Genomic DNA, 24,146 nt, shown 5'->3' on the forward strand with positions numbered 1-24,146 from the left:
ATTGGAATATTAACTGTTATATTAGGGTTTTTTACAGTTATTGTCACTAGAATGCTGGTTTTTTAATCAATTCTTGATTGTTGCCGGATTCGATACCGGCAGTCTGGATAGAGATCGGATCTCCGGTACTATGCTGGGTAATAAATACAAGCCCTTCTTTGGCCAGTTCCAGTAATGCTATGAAGGTGGTGACAACCAATGCCATACTGTCGTTATGCTTAAAGAGTTCTGTGAAATAACAGTGCTGCCGAGTTTGCAGGAAGCGCAGGACAACGGTCATCTGGGCGCGTACTGATAATGTTTCTTTGACCACATTATGGCTACGATTGTGCTGAGAGCGGGCAAGAATCGCCAGCCATGCCCGGGATAAATCAGCTACTTGTACATGCGGTGGTTGCGTTACGGCTACCAGTTCAACTGGTAACCATGCCCAGCCGAAATCACGTCCGGCACGCGGTAAAGCATCCAGTCCGGCTGCAGCCAGCTTCATTTGCTCATAGGCAAGCAGACGGCGTACCAATTCAGCACGCGGATCGGCTAATTCTTCTTCGCTGGCGGGCGGAGCAGGGAGAAGTAAACGGGTTTTAATTTCAATCAGCACCGCAGCCATTAGCAAATATTCAGCGGTTAAATCCAGCTCATGCTGTTGCATCTGATGAATATAGGATAGATACTGCTCAGTAACAGTAAGCATAGGAATATCCAGTACATCAATATTTTGCTTACGAATCAGATACAGTAATAAATCCAGCGGACCTTCAAAGCTTTGTAATACCACTTGAAGTGCATCCGGGGGAATAAACAGATCCTGTGGAATTTCGGTAACAGGCTGCCCGAAAAGCATAGCAACGGTTTTATCCGCTATACTTTCTTTACTCATGTTATGGTTCAGTGTTTGCACAGATATTCCAGACAAGCCTGAGCACAGCGCAAACCGAAGCTGGCTGTTACTACCATAGAGGCACCATAACCGGCGCAGGAAAGACCTTGCGGAGCAGTTTGTTCTGTTAGGCAGATACCGGACTGAGGCAGAGTTATAGTCTCGCTGGAATAAATACAGGGGATGTGCATTTTATCTGCCGGCTGACGGCTAAAACCATAGTGTTTACGTAATGTATAACGCATATTTGCCAGCATGCGGTCATGGGTTACTCTGCTTAAATCAGCGCATTGAATCAAACCGGCATTTTTTTGTCCGCCTGCTCCACCGGAAACAATAAAAGGCTGGTTTCGGGAGGTAAAAAATGCAGCCATGGCCGCTTTTACGCGTACCTGATCAATAGCATCTATTACGAAATCAAACGGCCGGCTGAATATTTGTTCGATATTATCTGCTTCCACAAAATCTTCAATGCAGTTAACCTGACAATCTGGATTAATATCAGCAATACGTTCGGCCAGAGCTTCGACTTTGGGTTTGCCAATCAGGCTGATTAAGGCCGGAAGCTGGCGATTGATATTTGATTCGGCTACATTATCCAGATCAATCAGGGTAAGATAACCAATACCACTTCGTGCCAGAGCTTCTACTGCCCATGAGCCGACGCCGCCCACTCCGACTATACACACATGAGCCGAGGCAAAACGCTGTAGACAATCTTCACCGTACAGTCTGGCAATGCCGCCGAAGCGACGTTGATAATTTGTAGAAAAAGTGAGTATTTGCGACACGTAAATTAAATCCGTAAAGCTGTTTTGTACTGGTAGTGGTATTATACTGTATCTGCCATGTGATTCGAATTGCTAAAAAGATAGGAGGGTTTCATGTATAAACATTTACTGGTAGCGGTAGATGGCAGCCATACTTCGGAAAATGCTTTAGATCATGCTATTGGTCTGGCTAAGGGTGAGGATGCAGAATTAACTGTCGTGAATGTTGCCAATCCGACTGAATATATGGCTTTGGCTCCTGAGTTTCTCCAGCATGAAAGTTATGAAGCTGCTGCGTTGTCAGAAGGCAATACTGTACTGGATGCAGCAATCGAAAAAGCAAAAGCAGCTTTACCGGAAAATAAAGTTCACCGGCATTTGCTGATTGCCAATAAAGGGGCAAGAGAAATGGCTCAGATGCTGGTTGATTACGCTGACGGACATGGCAGTGATCTGATTATTCTCGGTACTCACGGACGCAGTGGTCTGATGCATTTATTAATGGGTAGTTTTGCCGAAACTGTCATGCGTGAAACTAATCTGCCGTTACTGATTATTCGCAGTGAATCCAAAAGTGAAGGATAAATAGTTTGATTTTATAAGTTAAGTATAAAGTCACAGCTGAAAAATAAAGCTGAATCCGTAACAAATCGGGTTCAGCTTTTTAGCTATTTATCTGAATTGCATTAACCGCATAATAACTTAAAAGTATTCTGGCAATTTAGCGAATATATTTTTTATGAATGTCTCTGAATAGCGGGTTATTGGCACTACCCAGCCATTCAAATGCAATCATCTCACGGCTGACAATTTCACAACCAGCCGCCTGCATTCGTGCCAGACCTAATTTAACATCTTCCGGTTTGCGAGAGCTGACAGCATCAGCAACCACAAAAACCTCATAGCCATGTGCGCGCAGATCCAGGGCTGTTTGCAGCACACAGATATGAGCTTCAATGCCGGATATGATGATTTGGTTAGCCTGTTGCAGGCTGTCTTCATTCAGCACACCGGCAGCATATACAGAAAAACTTTGTTTCTGAACGATTCTTGCTTGTGGTGCAGCAGTGATGATTTCTTCACGAGTTGCACCGATTTTATCAACACAATGCTCACTGATTAGGGTAGGAATCGCCATATCATGCGCCAGACCGGCCAGCCAGATATTATTGGCCAGCAATTCTTCAGTGTTGTTTAAAGCAGGCAACAGGCGTGTTTGTAAATCAATCATTAATACTGCGGAACGTTTACTGTCTAACAACATAATGTGCTTTCAGAAAGGTTAAATAATTTGCATGTAAATTATGCAGTATTTATATGTAGCTTAAGGTAAACACAGGTTAATCAGAGCAATGATGCTCACTGGCTGTATTAGCGGGCGGGAACGGTACCCATGCGTTCTGTCAGGGTGGTTCTGGGTTCACCAAACAGATTGGCGTAATAAGTTGTATTGGCCATTACATTTTTAACATAAGTTCGCGTTTCATCGAAAGGTATCGTTTCCGCATAAATTGCTCCTTCAAGAGGCGTATTGGCCTGCCAGCGACGAGCACGTCCGGGGCCGGCATTGTAGCCGGCTGTAGCCAGTACTTCATCGGCAAATTGTTTACGTACGCTACTCATATACCATGTACCCATGCGAATGTTTCCGCTCATGGTATACAGCTCACTGCTGTCCATGCCCAGACGTTTGGCTATATCACGGGCTGTAGCTGGCATGACCTGCATCAGTCCGGTCGCGCCAACACTGGATCGTGCACCTATCATAAAACGGCTTTCCTGCCGGATTAAGCCATACACCCAGGCAGGATCTATGCCGACTTGCTGAGCAAACGGAACAGTCAGTTCTTTAAATGGTGCCGGATAGCGCAATTCATAATTAAGCTGGTTATCAGCCCGGTCTGCACTATAGATACTCATTTCATAAAAACCATTGTTTTCGGCTAATGTTGCGGCAGCAATTAAGGTGTCATCATTGAAATTACGTGTCGCATAGCGCCATTCCTGCTGAGCCTGACGCCGCATTGTCCAGTTGTTTTCAGCCTGTGCAGTTTTAAATAAAGTCAGGGAGCGGTCAATATTGCCATCGGTTGCTATTTTGCTTTGAATTTGCTGGCTACTTTTAGCAACAGTGTTTTGAACACTTGCTTTGTTCCCGAGTGCTTCTTTTGCAAGCAGAGAGTAAAAGTTGTGTCCGCGTTTGGCAGTTTGTTCGAATATTTCCCGTGCCTGATTATTTTGCCCTAAAGCACGGTAGCTGCGTGCCAGCCAGTACTGCCATGTAACTTGTTGCTGCAAAGCTTCCGGCATGCTGCGAATAATATTATTCAGTTTCTGCCAGCGTTGTAAACGCAGCGCAGAACGGGCATACCATTCCCACATTTCATTATTCATCTGAGCCGGATCGGCACGGTCGAAATATGTCAGTGCATTTATAGAATTCAAACTATAAGCCTGCGCCAATCCCAATTGCCCCCAGCCAAAACCGATTTGTTCTTTAGTCAGACTGGCTGATATTTGCATTAATGTGTTTGCAGCACTGTCTTTACTGCGGTTTTCTTTATTGGTTACCTGATATAACAAAGCTTCCTGTGCGCCCTGACTGTTTCCTGCGCTGGCATTCAACGGATCAGGTAAAGGACTGCCCAAAGCCTGAGCCAGATTACGTGCATTTGTAATTTGATTCAGTGCAAGCAGATAACGTACACGCCGCCAGCCATTTTGTGCATTAATTTGCTGGCTGGCAGCAGCTTGTACAAGCAGGCGATTACATCCTGTCGGCAGATTACCCGTTTCCTGACTCAGACTGGCGATCAGGCTGGAATCACTTTCTATACCACCTTGTACCGCATAGCAACGGGTTTCCATATCACGGGCATTTTTATCCAGTAAAGCATATTGCTGACGAAAAACAGCCCAGTTTCCCCTTTTTCCCAATTGCTGTAACCAGTTATTACGAATACTGTTACTCATTGCACTGTCCGGCTGACGGGCCAGGAATTGAGCAGGTAAAACATCATCTCCGTCTTTAACTGCCTTAAGGGCATTCTGATATTGCTGGAAGCTGCTAATAATTTTATCTGGTGTTTCGCTAGCCTGAGTCCCCGGCAGAACCGCATTACCTGTATTAGTATTGATTGGCTGGACAGCTACTTCATGCTGATTGCTGCATGCTGTTATTAAAAGCACAGTACCAGAAATCAGACGATGCCGTTGAACTAATAATTTTGATTTCAGCATCATTAAATGTTTTATCAATTTTTTTCCTTCACTTTTTCTCATAATGTAATTTATTTTTTCCAGTAAGCTGGCGTAAAGAGTATAAAAACAGTAAAAATTTCCAGACGACCAAGTAGCATAATCATAATACATAACCACTTTTGAATGTCTGAAAGAAAAGCAAAATTATTGGCCGGTCCTACAGCACCCAGTCCGGGGCCGGCATTAGTAATACAGCTTATGGCAGCGGTAAGTGCAGACAGAAAATCCAGTCCGCTGATCATCAGTGCAAAGCTGAATAAAATAATAGTTAGCACATATACAAATACAAAGGCCATTACTGTCAGTGCACGCCGGTCAGGAATATTGCTGCCGTTTATTTTAACCATACTGACAGCATTTGGATGCAGCATCAGCAGCATTTCTCTCAGACTGAATTTAAATAATACAATAGCTCGTACCGTTTTGATACCGCCACCGGCTGAACCGCCATTAGACAGTATATTGGACAGAAAAAACATCCATAATGAAGCAATTAAAGGCCATTTAGCAAAATCGGTATTTGAGTAACCGTTTGCCAGCCCGATTGAAATCAGATTGAAACTGGTGTAGCGAAATGCTTCTGAAAAAGAATAAAAGCTATGCCACCACAGATACAGGCTGATACCGACAATGCTGAATAAGAGTACACATAATAAAACTCTTACCTCTTCATCACGCCAGTAATAACGTAATGAGCCTTTCTGTAATGCATTAAAATGATTACTGAAATTGATTGCGCCTAATAAGGTAGCAATACTAAGAATTATTTCAATCGGAACGGAATGAAAATAGGAAATACTGTTGTCGTGGGTAGAAAATCCGCCCAGTGAAAAAGCGGACATGGCATGACAGACAGCATCAAACCAACTCATTCCGGCCAGACGCAACGCCAGTAAAGCGACTATAGTAAATAAAACATAGACACCCCATAAACGTTTAGCCGTTTCAGAAATACGCGGTGCCATCTTACTGTCTTTATTTACACCGGGTATTTCTGCTTTAAATAGCTGTGTACCTCCTACTCCTAGCATTGGCATCACCGCAACAGCCAGTACAATAATACCCATGCCACCCAGCCAGTTAAGCATGTGGCGCCAGAAATTCAATGATGGCGCAAGTGAATCCAGACTGGTAATAATGGTAGCACCGGTAGTAGTCAGCCCTGAAATAGCTTCAAAATAGGCGTTAGTAAAGCCTAGTCCGGGTAAATAAATATAAAAGGGCAGACAGGCGATCAGCGCAAAGCCAATCCACAGCATAAATACAAGTGTATAACCATCACGCGGTCGCAATTCACGGTTATAGCGCATGGTTAATAACCATGCCACTATACATACACTCATGCAAATGCCGGCAGTAAAAGCAAAGGCTGGAAACACATGATCCATATAGATTAAAGAAACAATCGTCGGAGCAAGCAGTAACAAGGAAAACAGAAAACCGGTTTTAGCCACAATATGTGCCGTAGGCGCAATTTTATTTAGAAAACCTGATTCCTTGTGATGCAAAACAAAGCGATTGGTAAAATGGCTCATAGTCTGGCAGCCTTAAGCAAAAAAGCCCAGTTTGACCTGAATCATTTTTTCCAGATCCTGAACAGCCTTACGCCGAGCGATAAAAAATATAACATGATCTCCATCTGCGAGAACTGTATCCTGATGATACATAATTAATTTTTCATTGCGAATGACTGCGCCAAAATAACAGCCGGCTGGCAGTCGCAGCTGAGTCATGGTACGACCGATTAACTTAGATGTATGGCGATCTCCGTGCAGCACTACTTCAATCGCTTCTGCAGAACCGCGGCGTAGCGGATAAACTGCCATAATATCGCCCAGATGGACATGAGTCAGGATAGAACCAATCGTAATTAAATGCGGAGATATCACAATATCAATGGCACTTCCCTGCAATAAATCAACGTAGCTGGAGCGATTAATAATCGCCATTACTCTTTTCGCACCGAGATTTTTAGCCAGCATTGCCGACATGATATTATTTTCATCATCGTTAGTAAGTGCACAGAACACATCTATTTCATCGATATATTCGTTTTCCAGCAGACTTTCGTCTGATCCATTGCCTACCAGCACAAGAGTATTGTTCAGGTTTTCCGCCAGCCATTCGGCACGGTTTTGTTTCCGTTCAATAATCTTGATATCCAGCTGAGTTTCCAGTTGTCTGGCAACACGATAGCCAATATTTCCGCCACCGGCAATCATAATCCTGCGAGTGCGTTTGTTAATCGGGCGCAGCTCACGCATGATGTTTTCAAGATAGGCTGTGGGTGTAAGAACAAAAACCTCATCATCTTCCTGTATGACTGTACTTCCGGTGGGAACGAGCAGATGATTATTGCGGTAGATAGCACAAATCTGACAATCTACACCTTCTTCCAAATGCTGTTTCAGGTTACTGATAGGCTGATTGACCAGCATACCGCCATTCTGAGCACGAATTACCAGTAAACGAATTTTATCGTGTGCAAATCGCAGAATTTGCAGTGCACTGGAATGTAGTAATAAATTGACAATTTGCTCTGTTACCAGTTGCTCCGGACTAATGGCTTCAGTGATGTTGAATAAATCCAGACTGGTTTTATAATTATTATTACCGGTTTCGAATTCAACAAAATCGCTGTAGCGAATCCGGGCTATACGGTTAGGTGTATTGAATAGAGCATAGGCAATCCGGCAGGCTGCCATATTGGTTTCATCATTCTGAGTTAATGCTAATATCATGTCTGCATCTTGTGCACCGGCTGCGGACAATACAGAAGGCCAGGCACCATTGCCTACAATAGTTTGTACGTCAAGGCGTTGGTTAATTTGCTGCAAGGCACTCTCATTGATATCAATAATAGTGACATCATTATTGGTCATTCTGGCCAGATTACTGGCAATAGTTGAACCAACCTGCCCGCAACCGAGTATCAGGATTTTCACGTTATTTACATCACCTCAGTGGTACCTTCATTATTGTAGCCTTTGTGCTGAATGGTGGAAATATTGGTGTAAAACTACGACACTTATGTTAATTGAATATTAAAGATAGCAGAAAATCCAAATAGATTTAAAACTGATAAGAATAATATTTAAATAATTGAATCTATGTATTAATAATAATTCAGACGAACACGGATGGCGGTTGAAAATTGCAGTATGGAATACTTCAATGTATTATTAAGTTAAATTAATCATATGTAAATTAATGTAATACAATACAATAAAACCCATTATTACATTTTTAGCTAAATGTAAGGCATTTAAAAGTGTTAATTTTCAATTTACTTTTATACTTGGATAAATTATGAATTTAATCAGGCTTAAACCGAAATTAATTACTCTGGCATCTGTTTTAATGGCTTTGAGTGGTTGCGCTCAGGTTGCAGAAGTAATGGGTTATGATACTCAGACATTAAATGCCGCTGCTGCCAAAAGTTATACTCAGATGATGGGGGAGGCTAAAGCCAAAGGTGAAATTGAAACCAATACTCCTGTTGCGAAGCGTGTACATACAATATTTCAGCGATTAGTACCTTATGCTAATGAAGCTAATCAGACAGGCGTACCATTTGACTGGCAGCTTAATGTAATTAATAGTGAAATACCAAATGCCTTTGCAATGCCGGGTGGAAAAATGGTGGTTTATACCGGTATTGTTAATCGTCTGAATCTGAGTGATGATGAAATTGCGGCAATTATTGGTCACGAAATGACGCATGCTCTTCAGGAGCACAGCAAAAAAGCTGCCGGTCAGCAAATTCTGACTAGTGTTGCTCTTGAAATAGGTAGTTCTGCTTTACAGTCAAAAACAGGTGCCAGTGCCAACAATGTAGGCATTTATAAAGATGTTTTAAATCAGTTTGGGCTGACTCTGCCTTTCTCACGTCATCAGGAAAGTCTGGCAGATGCCGGCGGGCTGAAACTAATGGCACAGGCCGGATATGATCCGCATGCAGCCATTACGGTATGGGAAAAAATGAATAAAGTTATGGGTAACAACCGTGGCACAAGCTTACTCTCTACTCACCCGAGCAATGATGCCCGTATTAATGCACTGAAGAAAATGCTGCCAGAGGTATTACCTGTTTATGAACAGGCCAGACAAAATAATTTAGCAATAAAGACACAGTCTGTTACTGCACAGAATATTCAGGGAGCCAATAATTTCCGCAAAGGAACGGTTAAAAAGAAAAAGCGTTCCTGAAACAAACTGATCAGGATGTAATTTTTATCCTAATTCCTGTTTTTGTTTTTAGTGCAGCCTGTCTGAGGCTGCTTTTATTTTAATCTTTACATTTTCTTATCCTGACTACATTCGACTACAAATTGTTTCAATTGTCCCTGTTTTCGGTTATCATTCAGCTTATTGCATTGGGAATGCATAATAAATTTACAAGAAAAATTTAAAAAACCATTACATTAAGGACATTCAAGATGTTAGAAGCCTACCGCGCAGCCGCTGCTGAACGCGAAGCACTGGGTATTCCGCCATTGCCGCTTACAGCTAAGCAGACAGAAGAGTTGGTTGAATTGCTGAAAAATCCTCCCAAAGGAGAAGAAAAATTTCTGGTTGAGCTGCTGTCGCATCGTGTACCGCCAGGTGTAGATGATGCATCTAAAGTAAAAGCATCCTTTCTGGGCGCAGTTGCAGAGAAAACTGTTACCAGTCCGTTAATTACACCGACTTTCGCCGTAGAATTGCTGGGTACCATGCTGGGTGGATATAACGTCCGGCCTTTAATAGAATTTCTTGATAATGAAGAATTGGCTTCTACTGCAGCCAATGCCTTAAAACATACCTTACTGATGTTTGATGCATTCCATGATGTAGAAGAAAAAATGCGTGCTGGTAATCAGTATGCAAAGGAAGTCATTGAATCATGGGCTAATGCAGAATGGTTTACTGCGCGTGAAAAAGTACCGGAAAAAATCACGGTTACCGTATTTAAAGTGGTAGGTGAAACCAATACCGATGATTTATCACCTGCACCTGATGCGTGGAGCCGTCCGGATATTCCTTTGCATGCACTGGCTATGCTTAAAAATCCGCGTGAAGGTATTCAACCCGATAAACCGGGTGAGGTAGGACCTATCAGACAACTGGCTGAACTTAAAGCTAAAGGTAATCTGGTTGCTTATGTAGGTGATGTAGTTGGTACAGGTTCGTCACGTAAATCAGCAACGAATTCCGTAATCTGGCATACCGGTAAAGATATCCCTTATGTACCGAATAAACGTTTCGGCGGCGTATGTCTTGGTGGCAAAATTGCTCCGATTTTCTTCAACACACAGGAAGACTCAGGTGCACTGCCTATAGAAGTTGATGTATCCAAATTGGAAATGGGCGATGTAGTTGATATTTTGCCTTATGAAGGCAAAATTATCAAAAACGGCGAAACAGTTGCTGAATTCGAATTGAAATCACAGGTAATTCTGGATGAAGTTCAGGCGGGTGGCCGTATTAATCTGATTATTGGTCGTAGTCTAACTGCTAAAGCCAGAGATGCATTAAATCTGGGGCATTCAGAAGTTTTCCGCTTGCCACAGTCTCCGGCGCCAAGCACAGCCGGCTTTACTCTGGCACAAAAAATGGTTGGCCGCGCTTGTGGTTTGCCGGAAGGTCAGGGTATTCGCCCGGGTACTTATTGTGAACCGCGCATGACTACAGTCGGTTCACAGGATACTACAGGCCCCATGACCCGTGACGAGCTGAAAGATCTGGCCTGTCTGGGATTTAGTGCGGATTTAGTGATGCAATCTTTCTGCCATACCGCCGCTTATCCGAAACCGGTTGATGTTAAAACCCATAAAGAATTGCCGGTATTCATGTCTTCACGCGGTGGTGTGGCACTGCGTCCGGGTGACGGCATTATTCATTCATGGCTGAACCGTATGCTGCTACCCGATATGGTAGGTACTGGCGGTGATTCACATACACGTTTTCCTCTGGGTATTTCATTTCCCGCAGGTTCCGGTCTGGTAGCTTTTGCTGCTGCAACCGGTGTTATGCCGCTGGATATGCCGGAGTCAGTACTGGTACGCTTCTCCGGTAAAATGCAGCCGGGTATTACTTTGCGTGATTTGGTTAATGCTATTCCCTTACAGGCTATCAAAGAGGGTTTACTTACCGTTGCCAAGGCAGGTAAAAAGAATATTTTCTCTGGCCGAATTCTGGAAATCGAAGGTTTACCGGATTTGAAAGTTGAACAGGCCTTTGAGCTCACAGATGCTTCTGCAGAGCGTTCAGCTGCCGGCTGTACGGTAAAACTGCACAAAGAACCTATTGAGGAGTATCTCAAATCCAATATCGTATTGCTGAAAAACATGATTGCCAATGGTTATCAGGATGCACGGACACTGAAACGCCGTATTGAAAAAATGGAGCAATGGCTGGCAGAACCGAAATTACTTGAAGCTGATGCAGATGCAGAATATGCTGCCATTATTGATATCAATATGGATGAGATTAAAGAGCCTATTCTAGCTTGCCCGAATGATCCGGATGATGTGAAAACCTTGTCTGACGTGGCCGGTACCCATATCGATGAAGTATTTATCGGTTCATGCATGACAAATATTGGTCATTATCGTGCCGCCTCAGCATTACTGGATGGTAAATCTGATCTGCCAGTCCGGCTGTGGGTAGCTCCTCCTACCAAGATGGATGCTAAAGAGCTGTCTGATGAAGGGTATTACGGTATTCTGGGCAGGGTAGGTGCGCGTATGGAAATGCCGGGTTGTTCTTTATGTATGGGTAATCAGGCACAGGCAAGAGAAGGATCAACTGTTGTTTCAACCTCTACCCGTAATTTTCCGAACCGACTGGGTAAAAATACCAAGGTATATCTGAGCTCAGCAGAACTGGCAGCCATCTGTTCAAAACTGGGACACATTCCGAATATCGATGAATATCGCGAAAATATTGCCATTATCAATGATAAAGGTATTGAAATTTATCGTTATATGAACTTCAATGAAATTCAGGAATATGTAGATGTAGCGGCTAAAGTAGATGCCTAAGATGTAACATATATACTGATTGCTTTATAAGAGGCTGCCGGTAACGGCAGCCTTTTTATTGGCTGAAAATTTTTAAGGCAATATCAAACCTGAATAAGTTTTCTGTTTGAGTAGTTGTCAAAATGTTAAGATTAAATAATTTTTCAGATTACTGTTATAATAATTGATAGCATTTTAGCAATAATATTAATATTTTAAGCCTATATCATATATATTTAGTACGCCTATATAAATATTAATTGTATCTATCCGCATATAAATTATTTAGGCTGGTCACAATTTTCATCTAAGATAACAAAGATAGTTTCTCATGACGAAGGATAATAAATGAATATCGCCTCTAGCATCACCGATTTAATTGGTAATACACCACTGGTACAGTTGAATCGTCTAAGTGCGGGTTTACCGGGTAAAGTTGTAGTCAAACTGGAATTTTTTAATCCGGGCAATAGTGTTAAGGATAGAATAGCAGCCAGTATGATTGATGCTGCAGAAAAGGCCGGTAAAATTCATTCTGATACAGTGATTGTAGAGCCGACAAGCGGTAATACCGGTATTGGGCTGGCTATGGTTTGCGCTGCACGCGGATATAAACTGATTATTACCATGCCGGAAACAATGAGTAAAGAACGGCGCATGTTATTGCGTGCTTTTGGCGCTGAGCTGGTATTAACGCCCGGAGCAGAAGGCATGTCTGGTGCCATTGCCCGTGCACAGGCTTTCGTTGATTCAGACCCGAAAAAATATTTTATGCCGCAACAGTTTGAAAATCCAGCTAATCCGGAGATTCACCGCGAAACTACTGCGCAGGAAATATGGCATGATACCGATGGAAAAATTGATATTTTCGTAGCTGGTGTGGGTACAGGAGGTACCATAACCGGGGTTGGGGAAGTATTGAAAGAGAAAAAACCTGAAGTAGAAATTTATGCAGTTGAACCCGAAGCTTCTCCGGTATTGTCCGGTGGTTGCAAGGGGCCGCACCCGATTCAGGGTATTGGCGCGGGTTTCATCCCCAAAACTCTGAATACCAAAATATATGATGGTATTATTGAAGTGCCAAACGAAGTTTGTTTTGATACCGCTCGTGACATGGCATCTAAAGAAGGTATTCTGGTCGGTATATCTTCCGGTGCTGCCGTATGGGCTGGCCTGCAGCTTGCAGCTAAACCGGAAAACAAAAATAAATTGATTGTAGTTTTAATCCCTTCTTATGGTGAGCGTTATCTCTCTACACCACTATTTGCAGATCTAGCTTGATAATTTATTTGTCTGAATAATGCCGAACCAGAAAACAACTGGTTCGGTTTTTTATTACAGTCATGGCTGTGTTACAATTGTAAACGATATATGTACAGCCACACGCTTAAGCTAGCTGGCTTTTAATTTTGTTTTAAGCAATATTTTCAAGCAATATACTGAGTAAACAAATGATGAAAAAAACATTAGCATTATGTGTCGTTGCAGCCTTTTTGGGTGGTTGTTCATCTGTTAATAACCCTTTAACGGCTAAGAATAATAAAGAAGTTAAACCAGTACAGGTGGTAGATGGAACTGCAAATAACGAATTTCATTTAGCCAGCAGTCATTGGTCTGATGTGGCACGAATTCGGGATGAAGCTACCCGCCTGAGCTTTCAGGTTTCACAGGGAAGCATGACCAAAGTTCAGGCTGCGCAATTACTGGATCAGTTCCGCATTGCTCAGGTAGGACATAACATGGTAGATGATGACATGTATGCCATTTATTTACGCAGTGTGGTCGAAAGTCAGCAAGGTTCAATTGATACAGCCCAGTCGAAAGCATATATTCAGAATGCCTTATCAGGCTGGCAGCAGCGCTGGCCGGTAATGCGCTCCAAACCGGCTAATCCGGCATTCACTAATTTCCTGATGGAAGTAATGAATATGAAGCCACTTCAATAAATCATTTTATATAGCTAAATACCCTGCCAAAATAGTTTAGCAGGGTATTGTTTTATTCATAGATATAGTTTTATTTGATAGCATAAAAAAAGCAGCCTTTAAAAGACTGCCTGCTGTGAAAAAATGAACTTAATTACTTAATAAGTTAGGTGAGATTTTAGCAGCCTGAAATAAAGTAAATTCTAAATCAACAAGATCATAAACACAAAAAGGATCTGACTTCATAATGTTTTTGACTTCTTCAATTGAATCACTCATTACTATAATAATAGCACCAGTTTTATTGTCTAAAGGACCTGATGCTATAAACTTATTTTTAGCAAAATACTCATCTAAAAATTTATTATGTTCTTCAAATTTAGCTAGTAGTTCTTCCAGCGGTTTTTTGAATTTGAAAGTTACTATAATCATTAAGTACTCCTCGTATTTTAAATTATTGAAGTAAATCTTTAGCAGAATTTTTCAATGCCAGAAAATTTTGTTTATTCAAGTGAATCACTCATTACTATGCCGCGACGCTTTTAATGACTTCATATAAAGAATTTAACCAAAAGCTTTTGTGGACATTCCCATCAGGTGCAATAAATTCTTTTTCAATATAGAAATGGTCTATATTCCTATTCGGATAAGCTAATGTACCTCATTGCCGCATAGAAATGGCAAGTCTGTTCATTCCATTCATCAGCGATATCGCAAATGTAAGGTCAGATATCTCTGTATCATTGAAGTAATTTTTTAATAACTCAAACGACTCATCATCGGCGTGGCTTGTCGATATTAGTGTTAACTGCTCTGCCCAGTTAAGTGCCGCTTGTTCTTTTTGTGAAAATTGATCACTAACACGCCATCCTGCCACTTCAGATATGCGGCGTTGCGTTTCACCAGCTTTTAGCAGGGAATTTGTATGTAGATTCAGGCAATATGCGCATCCATTAATTTGAGAAACTCTGAGATAGACTAACTCAATAAGATTCTGATCTATAACGCTTTTCTCAAGGGCGACTTTCACGGCTCTAAAACCACTCATGAGTTCTGGTGATAAGTCAAAATATTTCATTCTAAGATTTTTCATGTTCTCATCTCCTTATTATCATTATTGTTTGCTAAATATATTAATAACGCAGCGGCACAACAAACTATAACATTAAAATTAATCATCATTTTTACCACAAATAATATTAACATATTTGCAATAATAATGATTTTGTTCTTTACGTTAATAATAGCACCAGTTTTATTGTCTAAAGGACCTGATGCTATTAACTTATTTTAGCAAAATATTAATCTAAAAATTTATTATGTTCTTCAAATTTAGCCAGTAATTCTTCCAACCGTTTTTTAAGTTTGAAAGTTACTATATTCATTAAGTCTTCCTTGTATTTTAATTATTGAAGTAAATCTTTAGCAAAATTTTTCATTGCCGAAAAATTTTGCTTATGAAGACTTCATTAATTATACAAAAAAGAGTTAAAAAAGCAGTTAATTGCTGTTTTAAAATGCATCAGGATTATCTAATGCATTTATTTTAATGTTATTTAAACAATTTCAGCTTTTTCAATAATCACATTTTCAACTGGTACATCCTGATGCGGGCCATGATTACCGGTTTTGACGCCTTTAATCTTATCAACTACATCCTGTCCTTCAACTACCTGACCAAATACAGCATATCCCCAGCCGTGTAAATCCGGTTTAGTATGGTTCAGAAAATCATTATCTTTTACATTGATGAAAAATTGTGTGCTGGCTGAATGAGGCTGCATGGTACGAGCCATTGCAATAGTATAGCGATCGTTTTTCAAACCATTATTGGCTTCATTTTCAATCGGTTCATGAGTGGGTTTTTGTTGCATATCTTTATCAAAGCCGCCACCCTGAATCATAAAACCATCGATAACCCGGTGAAAAATGGTGCCATCATAAAAGCCTTCACGAACATAGCGTTCGAAATTTTCAGCGGTTTTGGGTGCTTTCTCATGATTAAGCTCAATACCGATAACACCAAAATTTGTAGTTAATTTAATCATTAAAATCTCCTGAGGGAGTAAAATAAAAAAATTGCAGAAGGATCTGCAATGGTTAGTCTGCATTATGCATAGCAGTAACGTAGTCTACTTCTTCCTTGCTGCCAAGTACAACGGCTACACGCTGATGCAGGCCTTCTGGTTGAATATCAAGAATGTTCTGACGAGTGTTTGTAGCAGCTCCTTGAGCTTGCTCAACCAGCAAACTCATAGGATTTGCTTCATACATTAAGCGTAGCTTACCAGGTTTATCAGGGTTGCGATTATCCTGCGGATAAGTAAATATACCGCCACGAATAAGAATTCGGTGCACCTCGGCTACCATCGATGCCACCCAGCGCATATTATAGTCTTTTCCGCGACAGCCACTTTTACCTGCTAGCAACTGAGCAATATAATTTTGCATAGCTGGCTGCCAGTGGCGCTGATTAGACATATTAATAGCAAATTCAGCTGTAGATACTGGTATCTGCGGATTTTCCTGAGTCAGTTGAAACTGGTTATGTTCATTCAGAGTAAACATGGCAATACCATGTTTCAATGTCAGTACCAGAATGGTTTGCGGTCCGTACAGCACATAACCACTGGCAAGCTGTTGCCGGCCGGATTGTAAAAAGCTTTCTATAGTAAGCGCACCATCCGGTTTAGCCAATACCGAAAAAATAGTCCCGATGGATATGTTCACATCAATATTGGAACTTCCATCCAGTGGGTCGAATAACACCAGAAACTGTCCATTCTGACTGGCTGTAACAAATGAATCCTCTTCCTCGCTGGCCAGTCCGGCAATAGCCGGATTAGCAGAGAGGGTATCAATCATAATCTGATTGGATAAAACATCCAGTTTTTTCTGCTCTTCACCTTGTATATTACCAGTATGAGCACTGCCCAGAATATTATCCAGAGCGCCCATGCGTATTTCACGATTAATGTGTAGACAGGCCTGACTAATGCTCGTAATCACATCAGGCAAATGCGGTGTAACAGCATATTTTTGCTGCTGCTGTTGCAGATAATCAGACAGTAAAACAGACATGCGAATACTCCCTTTTAAAACTCACTGTTATTATACATTTCTTAAGTATTATTCAGCTCGTTTAATCACTATATACATTAGATTTTATTTATCTTTGAATGATTTTTTTCAGAAAATCAATGAAGTTATTCAGCGATAATGATTGCGGATTTCCACTTTAATCCGATCTTCTTGATTTATTTATTACAGGCCGGATACACTTCGCATGAAAGCTTACAGAATAGCTTTAACTTTTCTCGACTAAATAACAGACTTTACTAACCATAAATTATTTATATTCAGGCAATCACAGAGTTAAGAACGAAATGTGCGCTGTCATCCTGAGCCAGTAACCGAGTCATTGCCGGTAATACCTTTTCCAGTATCCCGGGCAATGTGTACGGCGGATTGATAATAAACATACCACTGCCGTGCATACCAAAACCATCCGGGCGTGGTGCGTGTACATACAATTCTGCCTGAACAAAATTATCAGGAGCCAGTTTTTGCAGATTTTGGGGTAATTTCAGACTTTCACCACGGCTCAGACATGGATACCATATTAAATAACAGCCACTAGCAAATTTTTTCAGGGCGGTCTTAAGCGTGTCTGTTACCTGTTGGTAATCTTGCTTTAATTCATATGGCGGATCAATTAACACGACTGCACGCCGGCTTGGTGGGGGTAGCATAGATAGCAGACCTTTAAAGCCATCATCGCAAAAAACTTGAGCACGGTTTGGCTGTTTAATATTACGCATATTATTACGCAATAGTTCTGCATCCGCGGGATGTAATTCAAACAGGCGCAGACGATCTTGTTCGCGGGCCAGAGCCTGAGCCAGCCATGGAGAGCCGCAATAAAGATTTGTATCATCCGGCAGGCAGGAGACAACAGCATTACGGAATTGTTCTAAACTATTATCCAGATTAGTTGCAGCCAGAAGCCTGCCGATTCCCTCCCTGTATTCACCAACCTTCTGAGCTTCTTTACTGGTCAGGCTATATAGCCCTGCACCTGCATGAGTATCAACATAGCAAAAAGGTTTGTCTTTCAGTTTGAAATATTCCAGTACTGTCATCAGACAATAATGTTTAAGAATGTCGGCATGATTACCGGAGTGAAAAGCATGGCGATAGCTGAGCATGTACAATAACTGCTGTAGGACTGATTAATTTAGCCTGTTATTGTACCGAATTTACCGGCACGGGCAAAAAAATCTGTATTAAAGCACTTTTCTGATTTATCTTTTCTTTGCGCTAGATTACACAAGATTAAGCTGATACTATGCTTAATCAATTAGAAAATATGACTACTAAAAGAGAAAAGCGAATGAATTACACACTTTATATCGGCAATAAAAATTATTCTACCTGGTCAATGCGGCCATGGGTAGTCATGAAGCATTTTCAGATAGATTTTACTGAGCATCTGGTACGCTTTGACAGTTTTGCACCCGATTCGGTTTTTAAACAAACCATACTGCCGCTCAATCCTTATGGTACTGTGCCTGTATTAACAGATGATGATCTGATTGTTAGTGATTCTCTGGCAATTTGTGAATATCTTGCAGAACAACATCCGGAACTGGCATTATGGCCGCAAGACTATAAAGCCCGTGCCAGAGCAAGAAGTATAGTGGCTAAAATGCATAATGGTTATAATCATATACGCCGGCATTTACCCATGAATATTGAGGCAGTGCTGCCTGAAATCGGCCAGATTATCCTGCGGGATTTTCCCGCAGTAAAACAAGAAATTGATTTCCTTGATCAGCATTTGTCATCATTTCTGGCTGTATCTGAAGGACCGTTTCTATTTGGTAAATTTAGTATTGCCGATGCTTTTTATGCACCCATGTGTTTAAGATTAAAAGGTTTCCAAATTCATACTTCAGCAATACTGACTAATTATATAAATGCATTATGTGCCAATGAAGCAGTAGCAGCATGGATTGCTCAGGCGCTTGAAGAAAAAGATTTTATTGCTATGGATGAACCTTATCGCATAAAGCGATGAAAAAATTCTGAACATATAAAGCAGACAGCCTGATCAACTTCCGGCTGTCTGCTTTTATATTATTTATTCAGACTTTTCTTAATTTCTATAGCCAGCTGCGAATTCCACATGGCACCAGTAGCACTCATCACAGCATCAGCTCCGGCGGCACGGTAAGCCTGATAATGTTCAGTACAGCTTACACCGCCAACACCAATAATCGCAAAATGGTTTTGCAGACGGGCTCTTAATCTGGCCAGACGTTCTACCATTTCTAATCCGGCCCAGCGGATGGCATCACCACAAACACCACCGGTAGGTCGGTCTGTACCTAAAGCAGGTTTACCATCTGCATCAACCGGTCTGGCTGATAACGTATTTATAGTACTGTAGCCGTCAACTACTCCGTCCAGCTTACTTAATAAGGGGAAGATAGCATTATCATCTGCAAAATACGCTAGTTTCAGAAACAAAGGTTTATCCGGAACAGCATTTTTAATTTCTTTAGCTATCCGCTCCACTTTGTCAAAATCAAAGCACAATAATTTATTTACCCCTTCATTCGGACAGCTTAAATTAGCTTCCAGTATCGGTGCCTTTGTTTCATTTACTAGAACGGCCGTTCGGGCATAATCTTTTTCTATACTGGATTCATTACCCGGTGTTCCCTGAAAGCTGCCGATAACATATTGGCCTTTCTGCGCAGCCTGAATTGCTTCTGCCATATCAGCCTGCCAGATATCCGGATTATAAGAAGGTACGCCAAAAGAATTTGTTATAGATAAAGGCTGAGTGTACTGATTATCAGCCAGAACAGTATCCACATTAGCAGAAAGCTTACCGGCAGGATGAATAGATAGAACATTAGGCAACGGGTGGCTGGCCTGAGCTCGGCTTCGGACAGTTTTATAAACACATAAATCAAAACCATGCTTAAATGCAGCCAGAATAAAATTTGCATTTAACAAAGGGCCGGCAGGAATACCAAAAGGTAAATTAACCTCCATATTCAGAAAACGCTCAGGCTGGCTTTGAATATCAGCAGATACATTTAAATTTCTGAAATCACCGAAAGGCCCTTGATGATAATTATCTTCATAGCTTAATAAAGGGTTATAAAACGGAGTCGGGCTATTTTGCATTGTTATTCCTGTAAGTTTAAATTATTTTCTGTGGCATATTGAGTAAATATTTAATACGCACACTTATCCATTGCCTGCCTGAAAATATATATATAATTCGCTGGCGCAAAAAAAGCTACAGGTAATTTGTAGCTTTTTTCAATTGTCTCAAAAACTCAGATTTTGTTTGATAACTTGTAGTGTACACCACGTTTTAAAACAAAATATTGTTTTAAATTAATTTAACTCGGATGTGCAGTTCGGGCAGCGTTTTGCCTGAATCGGAATATCAGTACAGCATTGCGGGCACTGTTTTGTGGTGGCTTTTGGTGCAGGGCTTTTATGCAGTTTGTCGATTCCTTTGACAACCAAAAAAATCGCAAATCCAATGATTACTAAACTAATAACAGTATTGATGAATAAACCAATATTGAGTGTTACCGCACCAGCAGCCTGTGCCGCCCCCAGTGTTTCATACGGGCCCGGATATTTAGAACCACTGCGTAAAGTAATAAATAAATTGGAAAAATCTACCCCGCCAATCAGCAGACCAATTGGTGGCATAATGACATTATCTACCAGTGATTTCACCATATTAGTAAAAGCAGTACCCACTACCATACCGACAGCCAGATCAATGACATTGCCTCGTAATAAAAAAGCTTTAAACTGTTCAATAAATTTCATGTTTGCCTCCATAGTTGGCCTGAAAATCAAGTATTTGGCTTTTTCATAGTAGCGCGATAAGGCAGGCAGTCATACCAGAGCTAAGTTATTCAATGTAAAAATAATAAAAGATATAACTTATTTAAGAATAAATTAAGTTGGCTAAGGAGAATAGGATAATTAAAACAGATAGCTTCAACTTAAATTGTCAATCTGGTTACTTTATATACAGTTTGCTAACCAGATTAGTAGCATAATAAAGCAAGTCAGGTTTTGTTTATTAGCTTGGTTTAATTTTCAGATTTCTTAATATCTGAATATTTAAGTTCAATAATAGAATATTCGCACATATCTATATAATGCATACAATGGTCAATCGCTTCATCCATGACTTTTCTGTCAGTTGCATGCGTTGCCTTCATAAATGCCCGGAAATTTTTCTTTTCCATTTTATGCAGAGCAGATGCAATACAGATATTTAATTCCTGACAATAATCATGCTGTACCTGCTGTTTAATAAATTGTTTTACTGTTTTTTTCTGTCCCAGAGAACCATCGTAATCCATCGGATGAATAAATTCAGCCCGTGCAATTGCAGAAAATAATAATGTTAAAAATAATATGTTTTTCTTCATTAAATTCCGCTTTCTGCGTTTTTATTTATTATTGAAAAATTAAACATAAAAAATAATAAATTTCAATAGATATGTTATTTAAATAAGTAATTTTATGGTGTTTGTAATTAAATTGGAATTGATTAAAATTATTTTCATATTATTTTAATAATATACAAAAAAATACAATATAAAATATAATAATTATATATGTAATTTATAGTAAAAATAATATAATATTACTTATTAGATTTCAACTATTTAAATGTAATATTCGCAGCGATAAATACTCAATTAAAAAAAGGATGCGGCTATGGGGGAAGCATACTGGGCTGCCAGGAAGGATGATATTCTTTTACATACTTCAATATGGGCTGATATAGCAGGCGCAGCAGTCGAGCTAGCTTGTTACGGAGCTATAAGTTTGATACCCGGTGGTTTGATAGTGTCTGCTCTGGTCGGAGTGGCTGTTGAACTATCCGGGCTTGGTTCTGTCATATCAGATTTGGCAGATGCAGTCAGCGGGCTATTTCCACCGGTGGAAGACGGAATAATTTTTACAGGTTCAGCCAATACTCATACCAATAGTAAGCCGGCAGCCCGGGCTGCGGGTATTTTAATTGAAGAAGTTGCCGGCGAACCTGAACAACCTGAAAGCTTTATCGATACCGCAAAAAACATCTTAAAGAATTTCGGTGAAAATCCTGTACAGTCAATCACAAAAGCTGCTCAGGAATTCATGAGGCCAACCGTAGCTTCACCACAGCAACCGGTGATACCTCAAAACGAAGATACCATTACCTGTGCCAAACATCCTTCCCCTGTTTCCTCACCTGAATATCTGGCAGAAGGTTCCAAAAAAGTCTACATCAACAGCCAGCCGGCGGTACGCAGCAATGACCGCAGTACCTGCGAAGCCAAAGTCACTGATAACTGTGAAGGTGGTATCAAAGTTTCTAATAATGTACGCATCGGGGGTGAATCGGTTGTCGTCCGTGAAATCAGAAGCGGTAAACATCCTATAGGCCAGTTAATTTCTTTAGCTACATTAGTTTTTAATCGCAAAAAAATCTGTAGTTCATTTGGCTGTTTCGGGCTGGGATTTATGCTCGATTCCGCCGCTAGCTATACTGGATCCAAAATAGCAGCAGCTCTGAATAAAGGTAATCCCGTCCACCTGCCAACCGGTGCCAAAATGCTTGGCGGTCCCGAAGAACTGGACTTCTCCCTGCCGGCTCATCTGCCCTTCGAATGGCAGCGTTTCTACAGCAGCGTCGACACCCGCACCCACAACATGTTCGGTGCCGGCTGGAGTGTCGGCTATGAAACTGAAATGGAAATCGACCCACAGCCTGATGGTTCCTGTGCCGCCGTCTTTACCGACGAACAAGGTCGGCGGCTGGAAATCGAGCCCATGCAGCCGGGTGAGAATATGCGTGGTCTTAACGAAAATCTATCCATCTATCGTGGCGGGCAGGACCGCTGGGTAATTGAAGATGATGACGGCTTCTACCGCCTGTTCGAGCCCGATCCCAACAACCCCAAACGTCTGCTGCTAAGCATGCTGCAGGACCGTAACGACAACCAGTTACTTATCTACCGCGATTCCCGTAACCGCATCGTCGAAATTGCCGATAACGACAACGCCGCCCGCATCAGCCTGCACTATCAGGATCAGCGCCATCCGCAGCGCGTGACCGAAATCCGCCAGCAGCTGAGCGACGGCAGCAGCCGCTTACTGAACCGTTACCAGTACACCGAACAAGGTGACCTGCAACAGGTCTTTGATGCCGAGAACCGCCAGACCCGCGAATTTGCCTACAACAGCGACCGGCGCATGACCTACCACCGCCTGCCCACTGGCTTACAGTGTTATTATCAGTGGAGCTACTTCAGTACAGCAGCGGCAGAGACCGCATGGCGGGTAACCCGGCACTGGAGCGAAGCCGACGGTCAGCGACTGGAAGACTATCACTTCCATTATGACCCGGAAAAACGCCTGACCACAGTAGAGGACAGCCTGGGTCGTGTCAGCGAACATTACTGGAATGAAATTTACCAGATTACCCGCTACACCGATGCCCTTGGTCAGACTACCGAATTTGAATGGAATGATAACCAGCAGCTGGTCAGTGCGACCGATCCGCAGGGCGGACAATGGCACTACAGCTACGACGAACAGGGTCGGTTAACCGAAGAAACCGATCCGTTGGGCAGAACCACCCAGACCCAGTGGTTGCCGCACTGGGCACTGCCGACCATCAGCGTCGACCCCGACGGCAGCAGCTGGCGCTATTACTACGACGAGCGCGGTAACCTGCTCACCGTCACCGACCCGTTACAGCAGCATACCCACTACCAGTACGACCGACATGGCCAGGTTGTCTGCATCACCGATGTACGTGGCGGCAACAAACATCTGCGCTGGAACGAAAACGGCCAGCTTATCCAGCATGTAGACTGTTCCGGCTCCATCACCCATTTCTATTACAATACCGCCGGTAACCTCACCAGCATCACCAATGCCATCGGTAACAGCAGCAAATACCAGTACAACGCAGCCGGCCAGCTCATTGGCGCCACCCTACCGGACGGACGGCAGGAACACTACAGCGTTAATGCCGCCGGCCAGCTACAAAGCTATACCGATCCGGCCGGCCACACCACCCGCTACCGCCGCGACCAGCGCGGGCTGGTACATACCCGCATCGATGCTGCCGGCCGTCAGCTCGGCTTCAGCTACGATGCTTACGGACGCCTTACCGCCCTGACCAACGAAAACGGCGAACAGTACCGGTTTCAGTATGATGCCGGCGACCGCTTAATTGAACAGACCGATCTGGACG

General features: G+C 42.0%; 21 protein-coding genes. 7 read left to right on the plus strand and 14 right to left on the minus strand.

Annotated features, from left to right (window positions below):
- Window positions 1-46: 46 nt before the first annotated feature.
- On the minus strand, window positions 47-880 hold the full coding sequence (locus H3V00_RS06330; RefSeq protein WP_198206772.1) for a ScpA family protein: 834 nt from the start codon (window positions 878-880) through the stop codon (window positions 47-49).
- A gap of 8 nt (window positions 881-888) precedes the next feature.
- Entirely contained in the window at window positions 889-1,662 is a 774-nt protein-coding gene (locus tag H3V00_RS06335) for a ThiF family adenylyltransferase (RefSeq protein WP_198207152.1), read from the minus strand.
- A gap of 102 nt (window positions 1,663-1,764) precedes the next feature.
- Between H3V00_RS06335 and H3V00_RS06340 the strand changes: the two genes are divergently transcribed.
- Window positions 1,765-2,235, plus strand: coding sequence for a universal stress protein (locus tag H3V00_RS06340; RefSeq protein ID WP_198206771.1), 471 nt, complete (start codon window positions 1,765-1,767; stop codon window positions 2,233-2,235).
- Window positions 2,236-2,371: 136 nt separating this feature from the next.
- Here the strand turns inward: H3V00_RS06340 and H3V00_RS06345 are convergent, their stop codons facing one another.
- From H3V00_RS06345 to trkA, 4 genes are all read right to left on the minus strand, one after another.
- Window positions 2,372-2,914: an isochorismatase family protein gene (locus H3V00_RS06345; RefSeq protein WP_037395161.1), complete on the minus strand. Its 543-nt coding sequence runs from the start codon at window positions 2,912-2,914 to the stop codon at window positions 2,372-2,374.
- A gap of 107 nt (window positions 2,915-3,021) precedes the next feature.
- Complete coding sequence (locus H3V00_RS06350; RefSeq protein ID WP_198207150.1) at window positions 3,022-4,890, minus strand: lytic transglycosylase domain-containing protein; 1,869 nt, start codon at window positions 4,888-4,890, stop codon at window positions 3,022-3,024.
- Between the two features lie 50 nt (window positions 4,891-4,940).
- Complete coding sequence (locus tag H3V00_RS06355; protein WP_198206770.1) at window positions 4,941-6,446, minus strand: TrkH family potassium uptake protein; 1,506 nt, start codon at window positions 6,444-6,446, stop codon at window positions 4,941-4,943.
- A 12-nt stretch (window positions 6,447-6,458) separates the two neighbouring features.
- On the minus strand, window positions 6,459-7,856 hold the full coding sequence (gene trkA / locus H3V00_RS06360; RefSeq protein WP_084551249.1) for a Trk system potassium transporter TrkA: 1,398 nt from the start codon (window positions 7,854-7,856) through the stop codon (window positions 6,459-6,461).
- Window positions 7,857-8,220: 364 nt separating this feature from the next.
- On the opposite strand from trkA, the gene H3V00_RS06365 reads away from it, so the two are divergent.
- The 4 genes from H3V00_RS06365 to H3V00_RS06380 all read left to right on the plus strand — a co-directional run bounded on the left by H3V00_RS06365 (window position 8,221) and on the right by H3V00_RS06380 (window position 13,861).
- The gene (locus H3V00_RS06365) at window positions 8,221-9,120 is read left to right on the plus strand and encodes a M48 family metallopeptidase (protein WP_198206769.1); all 900 of its coding nucleotides are present in this window, start codon (window positions 8,221-8,223) and stop codon (window positions 9,118-9,120) included.
- Window positions 9,121-9,350: 230 nt separating this feature from the next.
- The gene (acnB, locus tag H3V00_RS06370; RefSeq protein ID WP_084564385.1) at window positions 9,351-11,936 is read left to right on the plus strand and encodes a bifunctional aconitate hydratase 2/2-methylisocitrate dehydratase; all 2,586 of its coding nucleotides are present in this window, start codon (window positions 9,351-9,353) and stop codon (window positions 11,934-11,936) included.
- A 327-nt stretch (window positions 11,937-12,263) separates the two neighbouring features.
- Entirely contained in the window at window positions 12,264-13,196 is a 933-nt protein-coding gene (cysK, locus tag H3V00_RS06375) for a cysteine synthase A (RefSeq protein ID WP_025330864.1), read from the plus strand.
- 173 nt (window positions 13,197-13,369) lie between these two features.
- Window positions 13,370-13,861 (plus strand): hypothetical protein, encoded by a 492-nt coding sequence (locus tag H3V00_RS06380; RefSeq protein WP_025330863.1) that lies wholly within the window; start codon window positions 13,370-13,372, stop codon window positions 13,859-13,861.
- Between the two features lie 129 nt (window positions 13,862-13,990).
- On the opposite strand, the gene H3V00_RS06385 is transcribed toward H3V00_RS06380, so the two are convergent.
- The 5 genes from H3V00_RS06385 to H3V00_RS06405 all read right to left on the minus strand — a co-directional run bounded on the left by H3V00_RS06385 (window position 13,991) and on the right by H3V00_RS06405 (window position 18,048).
- On the minus strand, window positions 13,991-14,272 hold the full coding sequence (locus H3V00_RS06385; protein WP_037395153.1) for a YciI family protein: 282 nt from the start codon (window positions 14,270-14,272) through the stop codon (window positions 13,991-13,993).
- A gap of 229 nt (window positions 14,273-14,501) precedes the next feature.
- Entirely contained in the window at window positions 14,502-14,933 is a 432-nt protein-coding gene (locus H3V00_RS06390) for a carboxymuconolactone decarboxylase family protein (protein WP_198206768.1), read from the minus strand.
- 463 nt (window positions 14,934-15,396) lie between these two features.
- The gene (locus tag H3V00_RS06395; RefSeq protein ID WP_198206767.1) at window positions 15,397-15,888 is read right to left on the minus strand and encodes a peptidylprolyl isomerase; all 492 of its coding nucleotides are present in this window, start codon (window positions 15,886-15,888) and stop codon (window positions 15,397-15,399) included.
- 52 nt (window positions 15,889-15,940) lie between these two features.
- Window positions 15,941-16,921: a class 1 fructose-bisphosphatase gene (locus H3V00_RS06400; RefSeq protein ID WP_198206766.1), complete on the minus strand. Its 981-nt coding sequence runs from the start codon at window positions 16,919-16,921 to the stop codon at window positions 15,941-15,943.
- A gap of 278 nt (window positions 16,922-17,199) precedes the next feature.
- Window positions 17,200-18,048 (minus strand): 23S rRNA (adenine(2030)-N(6))-methyltransferase RlmJ, encoded by an 849-nt coding sequence (locus tag H3V00_RS06405; RefSeq protein WP_198206765.1) that lies wholly within the window; start codon window positions 18,046-18,048, stop codon window positions 17,200-17,202.
- 140 nt (window positions 18,049-18,188) lie between these two features.
- Here H3V00_RS06405 and H3V00_RS06410 point away from each other — a divergent pair, with 140 nt between their 5' ends.
- Window positions 18,189-18,920 carry a glutathione S-transferase family protein gene (locus H3V00_RS06410; RefSeq protein WP_198206764.1) on the plus strand — a complete coding sequence of 244 codons (732 nt, stop codon included), beginning with the start codon at window positions 18,189-18,191 and terminating at the stop codon, window positions 18,918-18,920.
- 59 nt (window positions 18,921-18,979) lie between these two features.
- Here the strand turns inward: H3V00_RS06410 and H3V00_RS06415 are convergent, their stop codons facing one another.
- The 3 genes from H3V00_RS06415 to H3V00_RS06425 all read right to left on the minus strand — a co-directional run bounded on the left by H3V00_RS06415 (window position 18,980) and on the right by H3V00_RS06425 (window position 21,321).
- On the minus strand, window positions 18,980-20,041 hold the full coding sequence (locus H3V00_RS06415; RefSeq protein ID WP_198206763.1) for a hypothetical protein: 1,062 nt from the start codon (window positions 20,039-20,041) through the stop codon (window positions 18,980-18,982).
- A 216-nt stretch (window positions 20,042-20,257) separates the two neighbouring features.
- Entirely contained in the window at window positions 20,258-20,707 is a 450-nt protein-coding gene (gene mscL / locus H3V00_RS06420; RefSeq protein WP_025330856.1) for a large conductance mechanosensitive channel protein MscL, read from the minus strand.
- A 269-nt stretch (window positions 20,708-20,976) separates the two neighbouring features.
- On the minus strand, window positions 20,977-21,321 hold the full coding sequence (locus tag H3V00_RS06425; protein ID WP_198206762.1) for a hypothetical protein: 345 nt from the start codon (window positions 21,319-21,321) through the stop codon (window positions 20,977-20,979).
- 292 nt (window positions 21,322-21,613) lie between these two features.
- On the opposite strand from H3V00_RS06425, the gene H3V00_RS06430 reads away from it, so the two are divergent.
- A partial coding sequence (locus H3V00_RS06430) for a DUF6531 domain-containing protein (protein ID WP_232339796.1) occupies window positions 21,614-24,146 on the plus strand: 2,533 nt, incomplete at its 3' end.

The organism is Snodgrassella sp. W6238H11, from assembly GCF_016100525.1.
Classification (GTDB): Bacteria; Pseudomonadota; Gammaproteobacteria; order Burkholderiales; family Neisseriaceae; genus Snodgrassella; species Snodgrassella alvi.